The 23,158-nt window shown below is 64.9% G+C and carries 23 protein-coding genes; 11 read left to right on the top strand and 12 right to left on the bottom strand.

All coding sequences use genetic code 11. The annotated features are described in order from the left end of the window. Nucleotides 1-50 precede the first annotated feature (50 nt). On the bottom strand, nt 51-824 hold the full coding sequence (locus ACSHT2_RS22995; protein ID WP_440636693.1) for a ferredoxin--NADP reductase: 774 nt from the start codon (nt 822-824) through the stop codon (nt 51-53). Between the two features lie 374 nt (nt 825-1,198). Between ACSHT2_RS22995 and ACSHT2_RS22990 the strand changes: the two genes are divergently transcribed. Beyond that, nucleotides 1,199-2,128 (top strand): ATP-grasp domain-containing protein, encoded by a 930-nt coding sequence (locus ACSHT2_RS22990; protein ID WP_440636691.1) that lies wholly within the window; start codon nt 1,199-1,201, stop codon nt 2,126-2,128. A gap of 373 nt (nt 2,129-2,501) precedes the next feature. Here the strand turns inward: ACSHT2_RS22990 and ACSHT2_RS22985 are convergent, their stop codons facing one another. Beyond that, nucleotides 2,502-2,702, bottom strand: coding sequence for a hypothetical protein (locus ACSHT2_RS22985; protein ID WP_319336422.1), 201 nt, complete (start codon nt 2,700-2,702; stop codon nt 2,502-2,504). A 101-nt stretch (nt 2,703-2,803) separates the two neighbouring features. On the opposite strand from ACSHT2_RS22985, the gene ACSHT2_RS22980 reads away from it, so the two are divergent. The 5 genes from ACSHT2_RS22980 to ACSHT2_RS22960 all read left to right on the top strand — a co-directional run bounded on the left by ACSHT2_RS22980 (nt 2,804) and on the right by ACSHT2_RS22960 (nt 8,366). Then, nucleotides 2,804-3,169 carry a hypothetical protein gene (locus ACSHT2_RS22980; RefSeq protein ID WP_440636690.1) on the top strand — a complete coding sequence of 122 codons (366 nt, stop codon included), beginning with the start codon at nt 2,804-2,806 and terminating at the stop codon, nt 3,167-3,169. A gap of 244 nt (nt 3,170-3,413) precedes the next feature. After that, nucleotides 3,414-4,415, top strand: coding sequence for an NADP-dependent oxidoreductase (locus ACSHT2_RS22975; protein ID WP_440636689.1), 1,002 nt, complete (start codon nt 3,414-3,416; stop codon nt 4,413-4,415). 166 nt (nt 4,416-4,581) lie between these two features. After that, complete coding sequence (locus tag ACSHT2_RS22970) at nt 4,582-5,430, top strand: cysteine rich repeat-containing protein (RefSeq protein WP_440636688.1); 849 nt, start codon at nt 4,582-4,584, stop codon at nt 5,428-5,430. A gap of 186 nt (nt 5,431-5,616) precedes the next feature. Further along, the gene (locus tag ACSHT2_RS22965; protein ID WP_440636687.1) at nt 5,617-6,756 is read left to right on the top strand and encodes an FAD-dependent monooxygenase; all 1,140 of its coding nucleotides are present in this window, start codon (nt 5,617-5,619) and stop codon (nt 6,754-6,756) included. Continuing rightward, the gene (locus tag ACSHT2_RS22960) at nt 6,753-8,366 is read left to right on the top strand and encodes a benzoate-CoA ligase family protein (RefSeq protein ID WP_440636686.1); all 1,614 of its coding nucleotides are present in this window, start codon (nt 6,753-6,755) and stop codon (nt 8,364-8,366) included. Before ACSHT2_RS22965 ends, ACSHT2_RS22960 begins: the two co-directional genes overlap by 4 nt. 181 nt (nt 8,367-8,547) lie before the next feature. Here ACSHT2_RS22960 and ACSHT2_RS22955 read toward each other — a convergent pair whose 3' ends face one another. Further along, a complete protein-coding gene (locus tag ACSHT2_RS22955; protein WP_440636685.1) occupies nt 8,548-9,060 on the bottom strand; it encodes a MarR family winged helix-turn-helix transcriptional regulator in 513 nt (170 codons plus the stop codon). Continuing rightward, on the bottom strand, nt 9,050-9,682 hold the full coding sequence (gene maiA / locus ACSHT2_RS22950; protein ID WP_440636683.1) for a maleylacetoacetate isomerase: 633 nt from the start codon (nt 9,680-9,682) through the stop codon (nt 9,050-9,052). The genes ACSHT2_RS22955 and maiA overlap by 11 nt, the downstream gene beginning before the upstream one ends. 142 nt (nt 9,683-9,824) lie before the next feature. On the opposite strand from maiA, the gene gtdA reads away from it, so the two are divergent. After that, a complete protein-coding gene (gtdA, locus tag ACSHT2_RS22945; protein ID WP_319336403.1) occupies nt 9,825-10,865 on the top strand; it encodes a gentisate 1,2-dioxygenase in 1,041 nt (346 codons plus the stop codon). 223 nt (nt 10,866-11,088) lie between these two features. Here gtdA and ACSHT2_RS22940 read toward each other — a convergent pair whose 3' ends face one another. From ACSHT2_RS22940 to ACSHT2_RS22925, 4 genes are all read right to left on the bottom strand, one after another. After that, nucleotides 11,089-11,910, bottom strand: a complete 822-nt coding sequence (locus tag ACSHT2_RS22940; RefSeq protein ID WP_319336401.1) for an ABC transporter permease — start codon at nt 11,908-11,910, stop codon at nt 11,089-11,091. After that, nucleotides 11,903-12,676, bottom strand: coding sequence for an ABC transporter ATP-binding protein (locus tag ACSHT2_RS22935; RefSeq protein ID WP_440636682.1), 774 nt, complete (start codon nt 12,674-12,676; stop codon nt 11,903-11,905). Before ACSHT2_RS22935 ends, ACSHT2_RS22940 begins: the two co-directional genes overlap by 8 nt. A 313-nt stretch (nt 12,677-12,989) precedes the next feature. Continuing rightward, nucleotides 12,990-13,994 carry an ABC transporter substrate-binding protein gene (locus ACSHT2_RS22930; protein WP_440636681.1) on the bottom strand — a complete coding sequence of 335 codons (1,005 nt, stop codon included), beginning with the start codon at nt 13,992-13,994 and terminating at the stop codon, nt 12,990-12,992. A 34-nt stretch (nt 13,995-14,028) separates the two neighbouring features. Continuing rightward, nucleotides 14,029-15,396, bottom strand: a complete 1,368-nt coding sequence (locus ACSHT2_RS22925; RefSeq protein ID WP_440636680.1) for an FAD-dependent oxidoreductase — start codon at nt 15,394-15,396, stop codon at nt 14,029-14,031. Between the two features lie 111 nt (nt 15,397-15,507). Between ACSHT2_RS22925 and ACSHT2_RS22920 the strand changes: the two genes are divergently transcribed. Next, nucleotides 15,508-16,392 (top strand): LysR family transcriptional regulator, encoded by an 885-nt coding sequence (locus ACSHT2_RS22920; protein WP_440636679.1) that lies wholly within the window; start codon nt 15,508-15,510, stop codon nt 16,390-16,392. Nucleotides 16,393-16,589: 197 nt separating this feature from the next. Then, on the top strand, nt 16,590-16,862 hold the full coding sequence (locus ACSHT2_RS22915) for a hypothetical protein (protein WP_440636678.1): 273 nt from the start codon (nt 16,590-16,592) through the stop codon (nt 16,860-16,862). Nucleotides 16,863-16,865: 3 nt separating this feature from the next. Here ACSHT2_RS22915 and ACSHT2_RS22910 read toward each other — a convergent pair whose 3' ends face one another. Then, entirely contained in the window at nt 16,866-17,669 is an 804-nt protein-coding gene (locus ACSHT2_RS22910; protein WP_440636677.1) for an enoyl-CoA hydratase-related protein, read from the bottom strand. 153 nt (nt 17,670-17,822) lie between these two features. Between ACSHT2_RS22910 and ACSHT2_RS22905 the strand changes: the two genes are divergently transcribed. Beyond that, complete coding sequence (locus ACSHT2_RS22905) at nt 17,823-18,797, top strand: ketopantoate reductase family protein (protein ID WP_440636676.1); 975 nt, start codon at nt 17,823-17,825, stop codon at nt 18,795-18,797. Between the two features lie 3 nt (nt 18,798-18,800). On the opposite strand, the gene ACSHT2_RS22900 is transcribed toward ACSHT2_RS22905, so the two are convergent. The 3 genes from ACSHT2_RS22900 to ACSHT2_RS22890 form a co-directional block, all read right to left on the bottom strand. After that, the gene (locus tag ACSHT2_RS22900; RefSeq protein WP_440636674.1) at nt 18,801-19,475 is read right to left on the bottom strand and encodes an alpha/beta hydrolase family protein; all 675 of its coding nucleotides are present in this window, start codon (nt 19,473-19,475) and stop codon (nt 18,801-18,803) included. Between the two features lie 112 nt (nt 19,476-19,587). Further along, on the bottom strand, nt 19,588-21,144 hold the full coding sequence (locus ACSHT2_RS22895) for an acyl-CoA synthetase (RefSeq protein ID WP_440636673.1): 1,557 nt from the start codon (nt 21,142-21,144) through the stop codon (nt 19,588-19,590). Next, on the bottom strand, nt 21,141-21,884 hold the full coding sequence (locus ACSHT2_RS22890) for a TetR/AcrR family transcriptional regulator (protein WP_440636672.1): 744 nt from the start codon (nt 21,882-21,884) through the stop codon (nt 21,141-21,143). Before ACSHT2_RS22890 ends, ACSHT2_RS22895 begins: the two co-directional genes overlap by 4 nt. An 88-nt stretch (nt 21,885-21,972) precedes the next feature. On the opposite strand from ACSHT2_RS22890, the gene ACSHT2_RS22885 reads away from it, so the two are divergent. After that, nucleotides 21,973-23,154, top strand: a complete 1,182-nt coding sequence (locus ACSHT2_RS22885; RefSeq protein WP_440636671.1) for a lipid-transfer protein — start codon at nt 21,973-21,975, stop codon at nt 23,152-23,154. Nucleotides 23,155-23,158: the final 4 nt, after the last annotated feature.

Raw genomic sequence — 23,158 nt, 5'->3', positions numbered from 1 at the left:
GGACGACGAGTTGAGTGGGGCACAAGATCGCGCCTCCCATTCAACAGGACTCAGCGCTCGACGAAGGCCTTCTCGATCACGAAATGGCCGGGCTTGTTGCCGGAGCCCTCGATGAAGTCGCGGCTCTCGAACATCACCTTCAGCTCTTCGAGCATCGCCGGGCTGCCGCACATCATGATGCGGTCGGTTTCGATATCGAGCGGGCCTTGGCCGATGTCGTTGAAGATCTGCTCGGAGCTGATGAGGTCGGTGATGCGGCCGCGGTTCTTGAACGGCTCACGGGTCACGGTCGGATAATAGACGAGCTTGTCCGCGAGCAGTTCGCCGAACAGCTCATCCTCGCGCAAGGTCGCGACGAGCTTCTCGCCATAGGCGAGCTCGGAGACCTGGCGGCAGCCATGCACCAGCACGATCGACTCGAACTGGTCGTAGACCTCGGGATCCTTGATCAGGCTCGCGAAGGGCGCAAGGCCGGTGCCGGTCGAGAGCAGCATCAGCCGCTTGCCGGGAAGCAGGTTGTCGGTGATCAGCGTGCCGGTCGCCTTGCGGCCGACCAGAATGGTGTCGCCTTCCTTGATCTTCTGGAGGCGCGAAGTGAGCGGGCCGTCCTGAACCTTGATCGAGAAGAACTCGAGCTGTTCCTCGTGATTGGCGCTCGCCATGCTGTAGGCGCGCAGCAGCGGACGGCCGTCGACCTCGAGGCCGATCATGGCGAACTGGCCGTTCTGGAAGCGGAAGCCGGTATCGCGGGTGGCGCGGAAGCTGAACAGCGTGTCGGTCCAGTGGTGGACGGAAAGAACCTTCTCTCGGTAAAACGCGCTCATGATTTTCGATATTCCGAATAGCTGCGGTTTTAGGGCAAAAGCGTTGCCCGGCCCTGAAAGCGGGGCGGACACCATTTGCCATGGCGGAGGATTTCGCCTGTGTGATCTACGCCATTGAGACCAATAATCAACCTCGTTCCGGATGCAATTGATGCCGGTCAAATCGGCATTTGCGGCAGAACTGGTCACATCATTAATGAATCTGCTGCCGGGCGCGCGAGAGGGGCAATTTCTTTTCCCTGCCGGGCTCGATTGGAGCACTTAATTTCCGTCGCGCTCGCGAGAATTTCATTAAGAATAGCTCTGATTTTCATCCCCATTGGCGCCGATTCCCGCATTTTTGCGGCTTTTGGCGACAGGAACGACGAAAGACCATGGCAGGCGGCGAGCGAATCTTTGTTCAGGCGATCAGGCGCTATTGCGCGGAGCACGACATCGCAGTCGATGTCCGCGCCAGTGGCTGGTTGATCGCGATGCGCAAAGGTGCGAGGTGCCGCTTCGCCTTCGGCTACGACATCGGCCTCAACAGCGCCATCGCCCACCGCCTCGCCAGCGATAAATCGGCCACCGCCGAGGCGCTGCAGATGGCCGGCGTGCCGTGCGTTCCCCATCACCTCTTCCTCAACCCGAGCATGGGCGTGCACATCGCCGGTGCCGATTGGCGCAAGGGCATGGCGGCGCTGCTCGCCCAGAATCCGCAAGGCGTGGTGGTGAAGCCGAACGAGGGCACGTCCGGACGCGCCGTGTTCAAGGCGACGAACAGCGACGAGCTCGACCGCGCCGTCACCGAGATCTTCTCGTCCAGCCTTGGGCTGGTGATCGCCCCCTATGTCGAGATCGAGGATGAAGTCCGCGTGATCGTGCTCGATGGCAAGCCGATGATCGTCTACCGCAAGGAGCGGCCGTCGGTCGTCGGCGACGGCATGCAGACGTTACGTGAGCTGGCGAGCGCAGCGGGACAGGACAGACATCTGCACGAACTCGCGGCGCGCGAGCTGAACGCCATCGTTCCCAAGGGGGAACGGCGCCTCCTGACCTGGCGGCACAATCTCGACGCCGGCGCAAAGCCGATCCTCCTCGATGAGGGCGAGGTTCGGGCGGATTGTGCAAAGCTCGCCATCGACGCCGCAAGCTTCATCGGCATCACCTTCGCCTCAGTAGACGTGGTCCGGGTCGATGGCATCTGGCGCGTGCTCGAGATCAATTCCGGGGTGATGATGGAGGCGCTCGGACGGCGCCATCCCGGACTGGTTCAGGCGACTTATGACGCGGCGCTGGATCGGATTTTCGAGACAACGCACTGAGTTGCCGGCGCCAATCGCCGTATCGTGCGCGAGCGCGGCGGCCGAAATGGAACGAGGCCCGGAATACCGAGCCTCATCACCATGGCAACTGCGTTGGGGTTTCAGAGAGAAGCCGCCAGGCTAGAAGACGCTATCTCAAATCCTGGTCGTGTCGGTTGCGCCAGCGCAAACAGCAGTGACATGCGTCAACGCGCATTCTGCGATTGCTCGCAGGAGCGTGCCGACTTCGGAACCTCTCCGCCCGTTAGATCAGGCAGGCGAGATAGACCACTGCCCCGCTGAGGACGGCTGCGACTGACCACAACGCCGGGTCGAACGACTCGGCGACAGCTCCGGTCTCGGTTCTGCTCTTGCGCATTGAAAATCCTCCGGATCAGCGGACGGCCACGGCGGCCGAGCCGCCCAGGACCACCGGCTTTCCAGGCTTGAATACGGCTGCCCGCTCGACCGCCGCGGTTCTCGTGTCGGCGTGGAAAGAAACGGCACCACCGGCGACGACCGCTGCAAGCAGCAATGCGACGATGACGATCTTCGAATGGGTGGCGCGGTCGGCGCTATAGATCGAATGATTCATTGGGCTCTCCGAACTCGTCGATCAGCCCATTGTCGAGCGGAGCTGCCGGCCTCGCCAGCTCGCGCCGTATCTTAGGGCGAGTTCCCTAAGTAGTTTGACGGATGAAGGTCTTCAGCCAAAGGTTGAGCAACATCAAGGTCACCTCGCCTCGTTCGGAAGTACAAGAGCGGCACAAGGCGCCGCCGGGTCACGACCGGAGACGAAATCCTCTCGCATCGGCAATTTTCATTATCTCGAGCTGCGTCGGGCAAACGGAGATGAATGAAGCGCACCAACTGGCTCTGGCGATGTTTGTACTGGCCTGCACAGCCATGACGCTGGTTGCGGGGCAGCTTTACATGGAGCACAGCATGGATGCGAAGACTTCTGCTCCCAGACACTTGCGGACGGTGTCGCTGGGCGCTTCGCCGCAAGCAGAGGCGCGCAGTGGCACAAGGCCGGACCTCGTCATGTTGACGCGGCCGTGACTGGTTATTCGGGCTGGAAAGCGCGTTCGACCGCAGCGGAGAGTTGCGGGTCGCCCTTCCTAAACATGTTGCCGTAGGGAAACGACGCAACACGTTTTGCGTGTGGTCGCGTTTTCAGGATGTTCCCGTTGTGAAATGGAACGCGGCGATCTAGCTTTCGCGCGACGCACAGCACATGCGGCTTGCACGTTCTCCTTGCGACAGCTGCATCGACAATTGCCAAACACACGAGGAAGGGAACGAGATGAGCGGCAACATCAATCGCCAGATTCTTTTGGTGGAGAAGCCCGGCGGCAAGCTCGGCCCCGAGCATTTCAAGATGGTGGAGAGCGCAGTGCCGGAACCAAAGGACGGCGAGGCCTTGCTGCGCGTGCGATACATCTCGCTCGATGCCGCCAACCGCGCCTGGATGCACGGCGCAACCTATCGTTCCGCCGTCGAAGCCAACAGCGTGATGGCCGGCGGCGCCATCGCCGAGGTCGTCAGCTCGAAGGCGCCAGATCTTGCGCCCGGCGACATCGTGTTTGGCGACACCGGCTGGCAGGAATTTGCCGCGGTGCCGGCGAAGCATCTCACCAAAATGCCGAAGCTCGAGCCGATGACGCACCTGCTCAGCGTGTTCGGCATCGCCGGGCTCACCGCCTATTTCGGCCTCCTGGAGATCGGCAAGCCCAGAGAGGGTGAGACGGTCGTGGTCTCCGCCGCTGCGGGCTCGGTCGGCTCGATCGTCGGACAGATCGCGAAGATCAAGGGATGTCGCGTCATCGGCATCGCCGGCGGCGCAGACAAGTGCAGATGGCTGACGTCCGAGCTCGGCTTCGATGCCGCGGTGGACTACAAGGACGGCGCGGTCTTCAAGGCGCTACGCGCAGCGGCTCCGAAGGGCATCGACGTCTATTTCGACAATGTCGGCGGCGACATTCTCGAGGCGTGCCTGCCACAAATGAACAATTACGGCCGCATCGCCTGCTGCGGCGCGATTTCGCAATATGACGGCACTCCTGCCGCGCATGGCCCGCGCGGCGTGCCCGGGCTGATCGTGGTGAAGCGGCTGACCATGCAGGGCTTCATCGTGATGGATTACATGAAGGAGAGCCAGCGTGCGCTCGCCGACCTGCAGGCCTGGGTGAAGTCCGGCAAGCTGAAGGTGCAGGAGGACATCATCGACGGCTTCGAGAACACACCGAAGGCGCTGATCGGACTGCTCGCGGGCGAGAACCGCGGCAAGCGCATGGTGAAACTCTAGCGCCGGCCTCGCTCCGTCGTCCTTGACCACGATCTGCTTGCGATGGCGGACAAAGCGGCCATGATGCCGTGCATCGCATGGCTCGCGACGATTGCAATCGCATCACCTTTTTGGAGCGTCGAACGGCGGCTCGAGCGCTCGACCTATAGGGCAGGAAGTCATCCATATGTTCGAGATATTGAAGCATCGCGCAGCGCGTGGTGCGTTGCTGGCGGCGGCGCTGTTCGCAACTGCAACACCCGTCTTTGCACAAGCGCCGACCGATGCGCAGAAGAGCGCGATCCGGTCGGCGTGCCGCTCGGATTTCATGGCCCACTGCTCGAGCGTGACGCCGGGCGGCGTGGAAGCGTATCAATGTCTGAAGAAGAACGTATCGAGCCTGTCATCGGGATGCCAGTCCGCGGTCCGCGCCGTCGAGCCCGCTGCGGCTCCGAAGACCGAAGCCGCTCCCGCAGCGCCGGAGACTGAAGCTGCGCCCAAGGTCGAGCCGACGCCCGCCGCGCCGAAGGCCGCGGCGCCTGGCGTGCCCCCCGCTGAACCTGCCAAGCCGGCCTCGATCGCCGCCGCACCCAAGGCTGCTCCCGCCAAGCAACCGAGCAGCGCGCAGGTCTCCGCCATCAAGAGCGCCTGTCGGTCCGATTATCCAAAAGTCTGCGCCAGCGTCCCGCCGGGCGGCGCGGCTGCGCTCGATTGCCTGGAGAAGAACAAGGCAAGGGTCTCACCGTCCTGCCAGAGCGCGGTGAGCGCGGCATCCGGCGGTGCGGCGGCTACAGCGGCGCCTGCAGGTGCCGCTCCCGCGGCCGCGCCCGCCGCGGCGCCGACGACGATCGTGCTGCGGCCATTGCTGCCGCGCGAGGAACTGTTCATCGTCCGGTCGGCCTGCGGCGTCGATATCCGCATGCTCTGCGCCGGTGTGGCGCCCGGCGGCGGCCGGATCATGCAATGCATTTCCAACCGGGCGGCATCGCTCTCGCCGGCCTGCAGAGACGTCCTCGCACCGTTCGCGGCGAGGTAGGCGCTTGTGGCCAAGCCGCGGCTGATTCTTTATGGTGGCGCCCGACCGATCGGAGTTGCGTCGCACGCGGTTTCGGATCGCGTTTCGGCCTGCCGCGCGTGGCCAATAATTCCGCTGGCGCCGGAGGCCGGAGCACATTAGTCTAGCCCTAGATAGTAAGTATACTGTCAATTAGGGAGGCAGACGTTGCGGATCGCCGTGATTGGCGGGGGCCCGGGTGGGCTCTACTTCGCCTATCTCTGGAAGAAGCGTCATCCCGAGGATCAAGTCGACCTGTTCGAACAGAACCCGGCCGACGCGACCTGGGGATTTGGCGTTGTGTTCTCCGACCAGGCGTTGGAATTCCTGCGAGCCGACGACCCCGAAACGGTCGATGCGATCGCCCCGCATATGGAGAGCTGGGAGAACATCACGCTGAACCTGCATGGCGACAGCGTCGCCATCGACGGGGTCGGCTTCTCTTCGATCGGGCGCCTCGAGCTCCTCAGGTTCCTGCAGCAGCGCGCGCTCGATGTCGGCGCCACGCCGCGCTTCGATACGCAGATCCAGACAATCGACCAGCTCAACGGCCACGATTTGATCGTCGCCGCCGACGGGCTGAACTCGCTGGTGCGCCGCGCCTTTGAGGGCGATTTCGGCACCTCGTTGTCCTACTCCTCCAACAAGTTCGTCTGGTACGGCACCTCGAAACGCTTCGACACGCTGTCGCAGACCTTCGTGAGGACCGACCGCGGCGCCTTCAACGCCCATCACTACCGCTATTCGCCGACCATGAGCACCTTCCTGGTCGAATGCGATCACGCCACATGGCAGGCCTACGGTTTCGCCTACAAGGACGTCGAGCAGTCCAAGGGTGTCTGCGAGGAGGTGTTCGCCGACACGCTCGGCGGCCATTGCCTCGTCCCCAACAAATCGGTCTGGCGCAACTTCCCCTGGGTCTGGAACGAGCACTGGTCGTTCAAGAACATGGTGCTGATCGGCGACGCGCTGCATTCGGCGCATTTCTCGATCGGCTCGGGCACGCGGCTCGCGATCGAGGACGCGATCGCGCTGGTCAAGGCGCTGGAGTCGGATGCGCATCTTGCGACCGCGCTGCACCGCTACCAGGCCGCGCGCAAGCCCATCGTGCAGAAGCTCGTCAATGCCGCGCGCACGAGTGCATTCTGGTACGAACGCTTCGCCGAGCACATGAAGCTTCCCCTGCTGGATTTCGCCTACAGCTACATCACCCGCTCCGGCCGCATCGACGATTCCCGGCTGCGTGCGATGTCGCCGGCCTTCATGGCCCGCTACGAGGCCGCCAGGAATGCCGGAGATGCGCCATGAGCGACGAAATCCGCGACCAGGTGCCCGCCGACAGCCCGGGCGCGCGCGAGATCGCCTTTGCCGTTCCTGAAATTTACAATGCCAGCCACGTGCTGTTCGATAATTTGGCCAAAGGCCGCGGCGACAAGATCGCGCTCATGGGCCCGGCAGGCACGCGGACCTATGCCGAGCTCTGCGGCGAAGCCTGCCGGTGGGGCAACGGTTTCGCCTCGCTTGGCCTCGAGCGCGGCGATCGCGTGCTCTTGTTCCTCGACGACACGCCGGCCTACCCGGCCGCCTTCTTCGGCGCGGTGCGGGCCGGCTTCGTGCCGCTCCTGATCAACACGTTGACGCCGCCGGACCTTCTGCAATTCTATCTCGCCGATTCCGGCGCGGCTGTTGCGGTCGCGGATGCCGGGTTCGCGGCGCGCTTCAATGCGGAGGCCTGCAAGGATACGCCGCTCCATACGCTGATCGTCGTCAATGGTGCAGTGGGCGAGCACGCGGCGCCTGCGGCGTTCGCGGCGGCAGGCTGGCTCGCGCAATTCCCGGCTGATCTCGCCGAAGCCGACACGCGCCGCAACGAGATGGCGTTCTGGATGTACTCCTCCGGCTCGACCGGACGGCCCAAGGGCATCGTACATCTCCAGCACGACATGGCCTATAGCGATGCCGCCTTTGCGCAAAACGTGCTGAAGCTGACGCCAGATGACATCTGCTTCTCGGTGCCGAAGATCTTCTTCGCCTACGGCTTCGGCAACTCCGTCACCTTCCCGTTCTCGGCGGGCGCGGCGACTCTGCTGTTGCCGGGCCAGCCCAAGCCTGCCTCGATCTTCGCGGCGATCGCGCAGTACAAGCCGACGGTCTTCTTCGGTCTGCCGACGCTTTATACATCGCTGACCAAGGCGGAAGGCGCGGACAAGACGGATTTCTCGTCGCTGCGCATGGCGCTCTCCGCCGCCGAGGTGCTCTCGGCCGAGGTCTTCAACGGCTGGAAGATGCTCACCGGACTCGAAATCGTCGAAGGCCTCGGCTCGACCGAGGTGCTGCACATCTATCTCTCCAACCGCGAGGGGCAGAAGAAGCTCGGCGCCGCCGGCCTGCGCGTGCCCGGCTACGAGGTCGCGCTGCGCGACAAGGACGGAAACGAGGTCGGCGACAACGAGGAAGGCATCTTGTGGGTCCGCGGCGATTCCAACACGCCGCTGTACTGGAACCGGCCGGACAAGTCAGCGGAAACCATTCGCGAGGGCGGCTGGATCTACACCGGCGACCGCTTCGTCCGCGATGCCGACGGCTTCCACTTCTTCCGGGGCCGCGCCGACGATCTCATCAAGATCTCCGGCCAATGGGTCTATCCGCTCGAGGTCGAGCTGTGTCTCGCCGACCACCCCGACATCCGCGAATGCGCGGTGTTCGCCACCGAATTGCCGGACCGTCGCATGACGCTGAAGGCGGTGGTGGTGATGAACAGCCGTGCTGTCGACCAGGGCGAAGCGACGCGCCGGCTGCAGGACTATGTGAAAGGCAAGCTGCTGCCGTACAAATATCCGCGCGAGGTGATTTTCATCGACGAGCTGCCGAAGACGGGCACGGGCAAGATCGACCGGCAGGCATTGCTGCGGATGTGAGATCGGCGGCCCGGCCGTAGCCGCGGCGCTGTGCCCCGGACGCAGTGCAGCGCGAAGCGATGCGCTGCAGAGCCGGGGCCCACACTTCGGCGCCACGCGTCCAATGTTCTGGCTCCCCGGCTCTGCGCAGCAGCGCAAGAGCGCTGCGGCGCGTCCGGGACACGAGACATTGGAAGCCCTCTCATCCGCCCTTCCCCAGATGCTCCAATGCATCCTCCGCCCGCAGCGGCACCCGCGAGGCCTCGTTGTTGAGATCGACCAGTTGCACCAGGAGCCCCATCAGCGCCTTGCGGTCGGCGGGCTTCAGCGGCTCCAGCATCCGCGCCTGCGCGCGTTCGACGGCAGGGATGATGTCGCGCAGGATCGCGGCGCCGGATTTCGTGAGGTAGAGCAGCTTGATCCGCTTGTCTTCCGGCGCCGGCTTGCGCTCGATATAGCCCTTGGCTTCAAGCCGCTCGATCACGCTGCCCAGCGTGGAGCGGTCGAAGGCGATCACCGCCGAAAGCCGCGTCGCGTCGATGCCGGGATGGGTATGGATCGCGATCAGCGCGGCATATTGCACCGGGGTGAGATCGAACGCCTTGCACTCCTCCATGAAGATCGAGACCGCGATCTGCTGCATGCGCCGGAACAGATAGCCCGGCGCGGCATAGACCGCATCGATCGTGATCGGCGGGGCAGGCTTACTCGGCATCGGGCTGCTTCTCCGGTGCGGCATCGGCGAAGGCGGGCAGCGCCTTCGCGGCGGCCTCGGCCTTGAGCAGACGCGGATAGGCCGAGACATCGACGCCGAAGCGGCGCGCATTGCCGAGCTGCGGCACGAGGCACAGATCGGCAAGCGTCGGCGCATCGCCAAAGCAGAATGGGCCCGGCTCGTCCCTGATCAGCGTCTCGCAGGCCGACAGGCCCTCGCGATTGACCCAGGCCGCCCAGTCCTGCACCTTCTCCTCGGGCAGGCCGAGCTCGCGCAGCCGCGCCAGCACTTTGAGGTTCTGCACTGGATGAGTGTCGCAGGCGATCGCCAGCGCGAATGCCCTCACCTTGGCGCGGCGGAGCGGATCCTTGGGCAGCAGCGGCGGATTGGGGTGCGTCTCGTCGAGCCATTCGATGATGGCCACCGATTGGGTCAGCACTGCACCCACATCGCTCTCCAGCGCCGGCACCAGACCTTGCGGATTGATGGCGAGAAAAGCGGGCGCGCATTGTTCGCCCTTGCGAAGATGATGCGGCAGATGCTCGGCGCCGAGCCCCTTGAGGTTCAGCGCGATCCGCACCCGATAGGCGGCGCTGGAGCGGAAATAACCGTGCAGCTTCATCGGGACCTCCCCTGGCTTTCATCGTTCCGGGGCGGCTCGAAGACCCGCCCCCGGATGACTGCCTTATACATAGGCCCGTCACATTGACGCAACCTTGATCGTCAGTATACTGTCAATCAACAAACGATCGGGAGCAGCAACCATGGAAGCCGTGACTAAGACGCCGGAACGCGAGGCGTTCTACAAGAAGATCGACGGCGAAAATCTCACCGCGCTCTGGACGGTGATGAGCGACCTGATCACGCCGGAGCCGAAGAGCGCCTGCCGTCCTCACCTCTGGAAGTTCGACGTCGTCCGCGACTACATGACGGAGGCCGGCAAGCTCATTACCGCCAAGGAAGCCGAGCGGCGCGTTCTGGTGCTGGAGAACCCGGGGTTGCGCGGGCAATCCAAGATCACGACGTCGCTCTATGCCGGCGTACAGATGGTGGTGCCCGGCGACGTCGCGCCCGCGCACCGCCACAGCCAGTCGGCGCTGCGCTTCGTGCTCGAAGGCAAGGGCGCCCACACTGCAGTCGACGGCGAGCGCACCGCGATGGAGCCCGGCGACTTCATCATCACACCGTCGATGACCTGGCACGATCATTCCAACGAAACGAATGAGCCGATGTTCTGGCTCGACGGCCTCGACATTCCCCTGGTGCAGTTCTTCGACTGCTCCTTTGCGGAAGGCTCGAAAGAGGATCAGCAAAAGATCACGAAGCCTGCCGGTGACAGCTTTGCCCGCTACGGCCACAATCTGCTGCCGGTCGACGTGAAGCGGAGTTCGAAGACGTCGCCGATCTTCAGCTATCCCTATGCCTACACCCGCGAGGCCCTCGAAAGGGCCCGCCTGAGCCAGGAGTGGGACGCGTGCCACGGGCTGAAGCTGAAGTTCAGCAATCCCGAGACCGGCGACTTTGCGATGCCGACCATCGGCACCTTCATCCAGCTGCTGCCGAAGGGCTTCAAGACCGCGCGCTATCGCGCGACCGATGCGACGGTGTTCTGCCCGATCGAGGGCAAAGGTCGCAGCCGCATCGGCGACGCCGTCTTCGAATGGGGCCCGCGCGATCTGTTCGTGGTGCCGAGCTGGCACTGGGTCACGCACGAGGCGGATGACGACGCCGTGCTGTTCAGCTTCTCGGATCGGCCGGTGCAGCAGAAGCTGGATCTGTTCCGTGAGGATCGCGGGAACGCGTGAGGCCCTGCTCTATCCCCGTCATGGCCGGGCTTGACCCGGCCATCCATGCGCCACGGCGCCTGAGGAAAGACGTGGATGCCCGGGACAAGCCCGGGCATGACGACCTAGCTTTTGGTCATCTCCATCAACGCGTCATTGCGAGCGCAGCGAAACAATCCAGAATCCTTCTGCAGAGATAGTCTGGATCGCTTCGTCGCTTCGCTCCTCGCAATGACGGCTGCAGCTACCGCCAGTGCAACAGCCGCGTCTCCAGCCAGCCGATCACCTTCCCCACCGCCAGCCCGAACACCGACAGGATCACCACGCCGGCGAGCAGCTGATCGGTCTGCATCAGATTGCCGGCCTGGAGCACGAAGGCGCCGATGCCGTATTGCGCGCCGATCATCTCGGCGCTGACGACGAGCAGCAGCGCAACGGAGGCGGTGATGCGGAAGCCGGCGAGGATCGCGGGCAGCGCGCCCGGCCAGATCACCTTGCGCACGATCGTGGCGAACGGAACGTTGAAGCTCTGCGCCATGCGGATGAGGTTGCGCGGCACTGCATCGACGCCGCTATAGACCGAGATCGCAGTCGAGAAGAACACCCCTAACGCAATGGTCGCGATCTTCGGTTCTTCGCCGATGCCGAGCCAGAGGATCAACAGCGGCAGCAGCGCGATCTTCGGAATCGGGAACAGAGCCGAGATGAAGGTGATGCCGACGCCGCGCGCCAGCCGCGACAGGCCGATGGCAAAGCCGACGGCGACACCGGCCGCCGTTCCCAGGAGCCAGCCGACGCCGATACGCAGCAGCGAGGCCGAGACGTGCTGCCAGAGCGCGCCCGACACTGCGAGCTGGTAGATCGCGCGCGCGATCGCCGAGGGCGCCGGCAGGAACAGCGGATTGACGAGGCCTGTGCTGCCGGCAGCCTGCCAGAGGGCGATGACGAGCGCGAGCGCGATCCAGCCGCCAAAACGGCTGCTGGCGGGAACGAAGCCGGCGCCGCGAAAGCGGACGCGCCGGGTCGCAGTGTCCTTCGCGATTTCGGCCGGCGCGCGATCAAGCATGCTGGACCTCGCGTTCAGCGTCGATCGCCTCGTTGCGGATCAGCGACCAGATCTGGTTCTGAAGCGCAAGCAGCCTTTCGCGCGCCGCCGCTTCGCCGCGCGCCGCGCGCGTCATCGGCACGGCCACGACCTCGCGAATACGTCCCGGACGCCGCGACAGCACCACGATGCGGTCGGCAAGCCGTGCGGCTTCTTCGAGATTGTGGGTGACGTAAACCGCGCCCATGCCGCCATCGGCGAGCAGACGGACAAAGTCTTCCATCAAGAGCTCGCGGGTCTGCGAATCCAGGGCCGAGAGCGGCTCGTCCATCAGCAAGATCGCGGGCTTCACCGCAAGCGCGCGCGAGATCCCGACGCGCTGGCGCATGCCGCCGGAGAGCTGCTTTGGATAGGCGGTGCGGAAATCAATCAAGCCGGTGCGGCGCAGGGCGTCCTCGACCAGCGCACGGCGTTGCGCAGCGGTGAGCTGGGCGTGCAGCAGCGGGAATTCGACGTTCTCCTCGACCGTAGCCCAGGGCAGCAGCGCGAAATCCTGGAACACGAAGGTCAGCGGATTGAGACTGTCCGCCGGCGGCGCGCCGCGCAGCTCGGGTGCGCCGGAGGTCGGCTGCAGCAACCCGCCCAGGATCGACAGCAGCGTGCTCTTGCCGCAACCCGAGGGCCCGACGATCGCCACCACCTCGCCGGCGCTGACGGTGAAGGAGACATCGTCGAGCACGGCGAGATCGCCGAAGCGATGGGAGATGTGGTTGGCAATCAGGTCCATGCAGTGCACCTGCGTTCCTCACCCTCCCCTGGAGGGGCAGGGGAATCGCATGTGATCTCTCGGAAAGGTCTGAGCAAGCGCCTCGTCCTTCGAGACGACCGCTCCGCGGTCTCCTCAGGATGAGGCTTCGCTAGAGCGGTGTCCTTTGAAACTGCCGCTGCACACTCCGCCCTCATCCTGAGGGCCCGCCGGAGGCGGGCGTCTCGAAGGATGGCCGCAGGCGAGTTTCCCGCCGCGCTTCCATATGCGACTGCCCTTCCCCCTCCAGGGGAGGGTGGCAGGTCGTCCGTCGCGAGAGTCCGCATCGTCAGCATCAATCCGCCTTCACGTAATCCTTGGCGATGATCGCATTGGCATCAAACCCCTTGTCGGCAAAGCCCTGCTCCTGGAGCCATTTGATCTGGTCGTCGACGTTCTTGACGTCGAGCTTGCCCTCGGGATCGACATAGGCGCAATTGCCGACCACCTGCTCGACCGGCAGGTTGGTGTACTTCGCGATGATCTCCAAAAGCGGCCTGGTCTTGTCGTTGATCGGCGCGACGCCATCCTTCATCACGGCGAGGATGACGTCGTGATATTCGCGGTCGGCCTTGGCCAGCGCGCCGAGCAGCTTTGTGACCAGCGTCTTGTTGGTCAGCGTCTTCGGCGAGGCGAACACCGCCCCCAACTGCCACGGCGTCTCGTCGCCGACCCAGCCCAGGAACTTCGCGCCGCCTTCGTCCATCAGCTTTCGCGCGGTGGAGATCGGCAGCAGCGCCGCATCGACGGTCTCGCCCTTGAGTGCAGCCGCCGCATTCGACAGCGATTGCAGCGGCACGATCTTCACGTCGGCGAGCTTGAAGCCGTACTTGTCGGCGAGCAGGCCGAGCGAATAGTGAAAGCTCGATCCGACCTGCGTCACCGCCACGCGTTTGCCCGCGAGGTCCTTCGGCGTCTTCAACCCGGCGGCATAGGCGTTGTTGCTGGCGAAATAGCCGATCAGGGGATAGCCGGGCTTCTCGCGGCTCATGCCGCCGATCACCTTCAACACACCCTTGCCGGCGAGATTGTAGAGGCCCGCGGTGAAGGCAGTGACACCGAAATCGACATCGCCTGAGGTCGTCGCCACTGCGATCGGCTGCGCCGCGTCGAAGAATTTCAGCTCGACCTCCAAGCCGGCGTCGCGGAAATAGCCCTTGTCCTGCGCGATGAAGACCGGCGCGGAGGACGACAGGCGGAGCACGCCGATCCTGGCCTTCAGCGCATCCTCGGCCCGCGCCGTGCCCATCGCCATGATCGCCACCAGGCCCGCTATCGCGAGCCGCGCCATCCCGATCATTCCATTTCCTCCGCCGTCGTTGTCTTGCAGTCCGCTACAGGCCTTCGGGCACTGCCTGATCCCGTCCGATGAAGGCGCCCTGTTGTTTCAACGTTTCCTGCAATTTTTCAATGGAGATGTCACGCGGGATCCGGTTTCCGGAGAGCGCCAGCGCGGCGGCGGAACCGGCGGCCTCGCCCATCACGAAACAGGCACCGGAGACACGCGCCGCCGACTGGCCCTCGTGGGTCATCGAGGCACAGCGGCCGGCGACCAGGAGATTCTCGACGCCTTGGGGCACCAGCATCCGGTAGGGCAGCTCGTTGTAGCCGCGCGATTCCGGAATTGGCGGAAATGTGAAGACGACGTCGCCCGGAACATGGGCCTCGATCGGCCAGCCGTTGACGCCAATCGAATCCTCGAACGACGCGCAGCCGAGCACATCCTCGCCGCTGAGCTGATAGCCGCCCTTGATGCGACGGGTCTCGCGGATGCCGAGTTGTGGCGGCAGGTCGACGATGTAGGATTTTTCGAAGCCTGGCACGGTGCTGCGCAGGAATTCGAACGCGGCCAGCGCCTGCTTGCGGCCCTCGATCTCGCCGCGGGTGAGATCGTCGGGCTCGATACCGTTGATGGCCTGACCGTCCTCGCGCGCAACCTGCGTAAAGTTCACCCGCCATTCGATGCCGGATTTTTGCGGCCGCACGATGGCGCTCTTGCGCGGGAATGTGTGCGTGCCGGCAGCGAGCGCCTTCTCCATCAGTTGCGGGATGGTCCGCCACGCCTCGCCCGCTCGCTCGGGATCGATGCCGTTGAGACGCAGCATCATCGAGGGGTACAGCGGATGGCCCTGCTCGTCGCCGATTTCGAACGGTGCACCGGCCCACACGGCGAGATCGCCATCGCCCGAGCAGTCGATGAAGATCTCGGCGCGCACTGCCTGCCGGCCGGCCTTGGTCTCGACCAGCAGCGCGTCGACGCGGCGATCATCGCCCATCACGACGCCGGCACCGAGAGCATGAAAGAGGATATGCACTTTGTGACTGGCGAGAAGCTCGTCGGCGGCGATCTTGTACGCGGCGGTGTCATAGGCCTGCGCGAAGACCTTGCCGAGGATCAGATGCGGCGTGTTGAGGCCGTTCAGCCGATCGATCCGCGCCAGCAGATCCGACGCCATGCCCTGCACCAGCCGCCGGTGCTCGCCATGGACATTGCCGTGCAGGCCGCAGAAATTGGTGACGCCGGCCGCGGTGCCCATGCCGCCGAGGAAGCCGTAGCGCTCGATCAGCAGCGTCCGTCGCCCCGCACGCGCCGCGGACGCCGCCGCGACGATGCCAGCCGGGCCGCCGCCGAGCACGACCACTTCATATTCGCCATAGAGCGGCACTTTCCGTGCCGGTTCTTCGATCATCTTGGGCCGCATGGCGCGTCCGCTCCCGAAATCTCTTGCTTGCGGGCGACTATGAATTAACGCGCGGCAAGCTACAATCCACCAAAACAAGCGATCAGCTTTCGCGAATCGAGAAAGGTCGACATGGACATCCTGGTGAACCTTCAGGCCTTCCTCGCCACCGCGGATGCGGCCGGATTCTCCGCCGCCGCGCGAGAGCTCAATGTCTCGACCTCGGTCGTGGCCAAGCGCGTCACGCAACTGGAGGCACGGATCGGCACGCCGCTGTTTCACCGTTCGACCCGGCAATTGCGGCTCACCGAAGCAGGCCAGCGCTATGTGCATCGCGCGCGTGGTGTCGTGGCCGACGCCACCGACCTGCTCTCGCGCATGGGCGAGAAGGGCCACGACCTCGTCGATCACCTGCGCATCAAGGCTCCGACCTCGCTGACGGTGGCGCGGCTCGCAGATGCCTTCAGCGCCTTCCAGACCCAGAACCCGCGGCTCAAGCTCGAGATCGTGCTGATCGACCGTCCGGTCGATCCCGTCACCGAGGGATTTGACATCGCGATCGGCGCCTTCCCGCATTCGTTCGGCGGCGTGATCGACGAGCCGCTCTGTCCGCTGAAGCGGCTGCTCTGCGCCTCGCCGGCCTACTTGAAGAAACAGGGCACGCCAAAACATCCACGTGATCTCGTCGAGCATCGCTGCCTCAGCTTTCTGCCGACCGGCCCCGAATGGATCTTCGACGGGCCGCGCGGCCGCATCAGCATCCAGGTCAGCCCGCTGCTGTCCTCCAACGAGGGACACGTGCTGGCGCGCAGTGCGATCGCCGGCAACGGTATCGCGCTGATCTCGCATTATCTCGTCGCGGGCTCTCTACGCGACGGCACGCTGAAGTCGGTGCTGCGCGAGTTTCCGATACCGGAATTGTGGGTGAAGGCCGCGATTCCCGAGCGGCGCCGCAACGCCGCTGCGGTGCAGGCGCTGCTCACCCTGCTGAAGACGTCACTGGCGCGGTCGCTGTGAGCCGTTTCGCACACCTGCCACGGCACGGCGGTTGCTCTTCGACAATGGACCTGACAGAAAGATCGCCAAGCCCGCTGTCATCGCCCGGCTTGACCGGGCGATCCAGTATTCCAGAGGCGTCAAACGTATACGGAGACGCTGCGGCGTACTGGGTCGCCCGGTCAAGCCGGGCGACGACAAGCAACTTGGTTCAACGAATGGATTCGACGCTTTTGAAATTCGCCCTGCCTGTCCTGACCGCTCTCACGATCTCAACCACCGCCGCCTTAGCGGTGGAGCAGAACTGCCGCTTCATCCGGGAAAAGCCTGATCGCGAGGCCTGCTACAAGCGTCAGGAGGAACAGCTGGCTGCAAGGCGCAAGCCTGCACCTGCCACCGACGAGGGCAGGACACTCGAAACGCTGCGCCAGTTGCGCCAGGAGGACGACGCGGTCTATCGCAGCATCAACAACATCTGCCGCGGCTGCTGACGTTCAGCTGTTTGCGCCGCCCCAATTCGCCGCACGCTTCTCCGCGAACGAGGCCAGCCCTTCCGCCGCCTCGGCGCTCTGGCGCTTGAGCGAATGCAATCGGACGAGGCGGGTGTAGGCGGCATCGTCCACCGCCATGCCGCCGAACGAGCTTTCCAGCGCGAGTTTCTTGGTTTCAGCCAGCGCCTCCGGACCGTTGGCGAGCAATTGCTCGACCACCTTGCTGCCTGCGGCCTCGAGATCGGCGAGCGGCACCACCTCGTGGACGAGGCCGATGCGACGGGCGTCCTCGGCGCCGAAGCGCTCGCCGGTCAGCGCATAGCGGCGAACCTGTCGTACACCAATGGCGTCGCAGAGCTGTGGAACGATGATCGCGGCGGTCAGGCCCCAGCGCACCTCCGTGATCGAAAAAAGGGCGTTATCGGCGGCGATCACGATATCGCAGGCCGCAATCACGCCGGTGCCGCCGCCGAAGCAGCCGCCCTGCACCAGCGCAACGGTCGGGATCGGCAGCGTGTTGAGCCGTTGCACGGCCTCGAACGTCGCCCGCGACGCCGCCTCGTTCGCTTCAATCGATTGCGGTCGCACGCCGTTGATCCATTTGAGGTCGGCGCCGGCCTGAAAATGCTTGCCGTTACCCCGGAGCACGACGACGCGCAGGTTCGGCTTTCTGCCGAGATCGTCCATGGCCGCGAGCACGGCCGCGATCAGCGCGCCGTCATAGGCGTTGTTGATCTCCGGCCGGTTCAACGTGACGGTCGCAACCCCACGCTCATCGAGGGTCCACAGGACGGGGCTGGCGGTCATCGGCGATCCTCCGGTTTGTTTGCCGCGCACTATGGCCGAGACGGCGCATCCTGATCCATATCTTTCCGGCGTAGCGCGGCCGCGTCCATCGCATGGCGGCTTGTGTCATGCTGGCGCCGGGGCGGCACCATGGGATAGGTACGGGACATCATCATGCGCATCTGCATTTTCGGCGCGGGCGCCGTCGGCAGCCACATTGCGGTACGGCTGGCGCGCGCCGGCCACGAGGTCTCGTGCGTAATGCGAGGGGCGCATCTGGAGGCAGCTCGCGCCAATGGGCTCAAGCTGCGCGTCGGCGATTCCGAGGTCGGCGCCAAGGTGAACGCATCCGGCGATCCGGCCCAGCTCGGCCCGCAGGACGTCGTGATCTCGACGCTGAAGGCCACCGCGCTTCCGGGGCTGGTCGGCTGCATCAAGCCGCTGCTCCAGGACGACACCGCGATCGTGTTCGCGCAGAACGGCATTCCCTGGTGGTACGGCATCGGCCTGCCGCCGCGGCACCCGACGCCGCCGGACATTTCCTTCCTCGATCCCGGCGGACGCCTGCGCGCCTGCATCCCGAAGGAACGCATCATCGGCGGCGTGATCTTCTCCTCGAACGAGGTGACCGCGCCGGGCGTGGTGCAGAACCTGACGCCGGACCGCAACCGCGTCCTGATCGGCGAATGCAACGATCGCAATTGCGAGCGCATCACGAAGCTCCGCAACGTCCTCAACGATGCCCGCCTGGAATCGCCGCCGGTGGCCGAGATCCGCGAGGCGATCTGGTCAAAGCTGCTGACCAACATGTCGCTCTCGGTGCTGTGCCTGCTCACCGGCCAGACCGCGCGCGGCGTGCGCGACGACCAGGCCTTTGCGGAGGTGATTCCGCGCATGCTCAACGAGGCCAACGAGATCGCCCAGCACTTCATTCCCGAGGTCAAGCGCGTGACCCGCAGCGGCCCCGCCCCCAACCACAAGCCGTCGCTGCTCCAGGATTACGAGCTTGGCCGCGCCATGGAGATCGACGTGCTGGTGAAGGCGCCCCAAGCCTTCGCGCGCACCGCCGGCCTGTCGACGCCGACGCTCGACCTGATCGCCGCGCTGGCGATTCAGAAGGCGCGCGACAAGGGGCTTTATGCGGCGTGAAGTTCAGGCGAGTTCGTCGATCCAGCCCGCCAGCGTATCGAGCACTTCTGTCAGCGCTCCGTCATTGCTGCGGCCCGACTTTTTCAGGACCGCGAAGGAGTGATCGCCGCCTTCGACTTCATGCAGCGTCGCCTTCGCGCCGAGCGCTTTGATCACGGGCCTGAGATGGCCGAGATCGGCAAGGCCATCGCGCGTGCCTTGCAGGAACAGCATGGGGATTGTGATGCCGGCGAGATGCTCGGCGCGCTCCCTCGACGGCTTCTTGTCGGCATGCAGCGGAAAGCCGAGAAAGGCGAGGCCTTTGACATCAGGGAGTGGTGCCTTGGACTGCGCCTGCGAGGTCATGCGCCCGCCGAACGATTTTCCGCCGGCGACAAGCTTCAATCCCGGACAGAGCCGCGCCGCCTCCTCGACCGCGGCGCGGATGGCGGCGTGCGCGACCACAGGCTGGTCGGGACGCCCCTGCTTCTTCTCCATGTACGGAAAATTGAAGCGGAACGTCGCGATGCCGCGGCTCGCGAGGCCTGCTGCGACCTTCTCCATGAAGGAATGCCGCATGTCCGCGCCAGCGCCGTGCGCCAGCACGTAGCAGGCGCGCGCATGGTCCGGCTGCGTCAGGATCGCCGAGACCGTACCGATGCGCTCGATGTCGAGCTTGAGCTCGCGCGTCTCGACCAAGACTGAATGTTCCCGATGAATTCCGCCAATGGTACCCGCGCGACCGCGATCTGAAAACATGAAAATTCGCGCGCCTGTCCCGGCGCGCGCACCTCGACGCGAGCGGACGCCGTCAGCTGACCCGCCGTTCCCGACCTTCCCAGAACGGCTTGCGCAGCTCGCGCTTCAGCACCTTGCCCGCGCCGGACAGCGGCAGCGGCGCCTCGGTGATCTCGATGCTGCGGGGACATTTGTAGCCCGCAATCAACGTCTTCGTGAATTCGATCAGCTCGCCGGCAGAAACATCCACGCCGTTGCGTCTGACCACGACGGCATGGACCTGCTCTCCCCATTGCTCATTTGGAATTCCGATGACGGCGCATTGCAGCACCGACGGATGCTGCGCCAGCGCGTTCTCGACCTCGACCGAGTACACGTTCTCGCCGCCCGAGATGATCATGTCTTTCACACGATCGACGACATAAATGAACCCGTCCTCGTCCATGTAGCCGCCATCGCCCGTGTGCATCCAGCCGTCGACGACGGCCCGCGCGGTCTCCTCCGGACGCTCCCAATAGCCCATCATCACAGTGTCGCCGCGCACCACGATCTCGCCGACGGCGCCTGCCGGCACCGGCCGGTCGTTCTCGTCGACGATTCGGACCTCGCAGCCGAGCGTGGCACGGCCGGCACCGCGATGACGCCCCTTTCTCCGCCCCTCCCCGACATGCTCATCGGCGTGCAGCAGCGTCGCGATCGGCGATAGTTCGGTCATGCCATAGGCCTGCGTGAAGCGCACATGCGGCAATGCGCGGGCGGCACGGTCGAGCACCGCCTCGCTGATCGGTGAGGCCCCGTAGATGATGTGCTTGAGCGACGACAGGTCGTAGTTTCCGATCGCGGGGTGGTCGACGAACATCTGGATCATCGTGGGCACCAACAGCACGTCGGTGACGCGCTCGTTCTGCATCGCAGCCATCACGCCTTCGGGCGTGAAGCCCTGAACGATCACGTTTGAGCCGCCGGAGAGCAGCAGCGAATACATCGCCGCGCCGTTGGCGAGGTGAAACATCGGCGCCGCGTGCAGATAGGTCGTACTCGCCGGAAACAGTCCCTCGCCGAGAGCGTTGAGCGCATTGGCCATCAGATTCTGGTGGCTGAGCATCACGCCCTTGGAACGTCCGGTGGTGCCGCCGGTGTAGAAGATGCCGGCGAGATCGTCGCCCTTGCGCATGGCGTCGGCAACCGGCGCGCTGCCCGCGACCACATCCTCATAGCTCTCCATCCCCGCCGGCACCTCGCCGTCGTCGGCATAGATCAGCTTCAGCCCCGGAATGGCGCCGGCGAGCTGCGCGCCAACCTGCGCAAAGGCCTTGTCGACCAACAGAACGGAGGCACGGCAGTCGCGCAGCGCATCCTCGTTCTCAAGGGCGCTCCAGCGGATGTTGAGCGGCACGATCACGCCGCCCGCCCAGCCGGTCGCCAGATAGAGCTCGAGATAGCGGTCCGAGTTGAAGGACAGCACGGCGACGCGATCGCCGTCCCTGACGCCGCGCGTGCGCAGGCCGCCGGCCAGTCTTGCAACGCGTTCGCCGAGCTCGCCCCAGCTGCGGCGCCGCTGGCCATAGACGGTGGCGAGCCCCTTCGGGTTGATCTGCAGCGCGCGCCGCAATCCGTGTGTGACGTTCATCGCGTTCCTCCTCCTGTGCGCTTCTTCCCTGTCGTCCCGCGCCCTGAGTTGCGCCCTTTCGGCGCCCTCGGCGTCTTTTTTGTCATCTGCTGCCGGCCCTCGGCCGCCAGGCCCTCCGTCAGCCGAACCGTGAACTCGTCGGCGATTTCGCTCGGCGACAGGCCGCCGTCACGGCGATACCAGTGGCCGATCCAGTTGAGCGCGCCCGCGATCGCGAACGCTGCAAGCTTGGGATCGCAAGGCCTGATCGAACCGTCGTTGATACCCCCGGCGATGTACTGTCGGAACGTGGCGTCGATGCGCTTCTTGGCAGCGCGCGCGACCCCGGCGTTCCGCTCGGTCAGGTCGCGCAGGTCGAAGCGCACCAGGCTCGCGCCGAAGTCGGTCGCCATCAGCCCGGCATAGGCGTGCACCAGCTTGCGCAGCTTGGCGAGGCCCGAACCACCGCCGGCGTTGATCTCCGTGATGACGCTGTCGACGAGCTCGGCGCCCATCGACCAGCATTCGAACAGGATCTCGTCCTTGCCCCGGAAATAATTATAGAGCGCGGGCTTGGTGATGTTCAGCCGCTCGGCGACCTCGTTCAGCGTCACGCGATGATAGCCTTGCTCCAGGAACAGCTGCACGGCGGCGCGCAGCACCGCCTCGCGCTTCTCGTCGCGGGCGCGGCGGCGACTCTCGAACGGCAGCCAGGGCGAAGACTGCGGCGATGAGGGCGGAGCGGGCGGCGCTGAATCCATGCTTGATCGGTTGACTCCGGAGGACATCGACCGATATGTTACCCATGGGTAAGAAAAAGTCCAATGGGTAATTTATTCGGAGGAAGCCATGTCTGACGTGGTCGTCGCAGGGGTCGGCATGATCCCCTTCGCCAAGCCGGGCGCCAGCGCGCCCTATCACGAGATGGGGACGGAAGCGGCCAAGCTCGCGCTCGCCGATGCCGGCCTTGGCTACGAGACGATCGAGCAGGCCTATGTCGGATACGTCTACGGCGATTCCACCTGCGGGCAGCGCGCGCTCTACCATGTCGGGATGACCGGCATCCCCATCGTCAACGTCAACAACAACTGCTCGACCGGCTCGACCGCGCTGTTCATGGCGCGGCAGATGATCGCGAGCGGCGCGCTGGATTGCGTGCTGGCGGTCGGGTTCGAGCAGATGAAGCCCGGCGCGCTCGGTAGCGTCTATACTGATCGCCCCAGCGCGTTCGAGGAATTCGACGCAACTGCGGACCAGCTGATCGACGCCCCCGGCATTCCGCTGGCGCTGCGCTATTTCGGCGGCGCCGGGCTCAGCCACATGAAGAAATACGGCACCCCGCTCGAGGCCTTCGCCAAGGTGCGCGCCAAGGCGAGCCGCCATGCCAGGAACAACCCGCTCGCGATCTTCCGCAAGGAAGTCACGGCGGACGACGTGATGAACGACCAGGTGATCTGGCCAGGCGTGATGACGCGCATGATGGCGTGCCCGCCGACCTGCGGCGGCGCCGCCGCCGTGCTGGTGTCCGAGCGGTTCGCGGACAAGCACGGCATCGGCAAGCAGGTCCGCATCGCAGCGCAGGCCATGACCACCGACACGCCGTCGACCTTCAAGGCCGGCGACATGATGCAGCTGGTCGGCTACGACATGGCAAAAGAGGCGGCGAGCCGCGTCTATGAAAGCGCCGGCATCGGGCCCCGCGATCTCGACGTGGTCGAGCTGCACGACTGCTTTGCCCACAACGAGCTCATCACCTACGAGGCGCTCGGCCTCTGCGGCGAGGGAGAAGCCGGCAAGTTCATCGACGACGGCGACAACACCTATGGCGGACGGATCGTGACCAATCCGTCCGGCGGATTGCTGTCGAAGGGACATCCGCTCGGCGCCACGGGACTTGCGCAGTGCTTTGAGCTGACGCGGCAGTTGCGCGGCACGGCAGGTCCCACGCAGGTCGAGGGCGCCAAGGTCGCGCTCCAGCATAATCTGGGCCTCGGCGGCGCCTGCGTCGTCACCCTCTACCAGCGGCACTGATCTC

This window comes from Bradyrhizobium sp. PUT101 (assembly GCF_052043945.1).
GTDB lineage: Bacteria > Pseudomonadota > Alphaproteobacteria > Rhizobiales > Xanthobacteraceae > Bradyrhizobium.
Note: the sequence above shows the minus strand (reverse complement) of the source record. Positions and strands in the feature narration are given on the sequence as shown.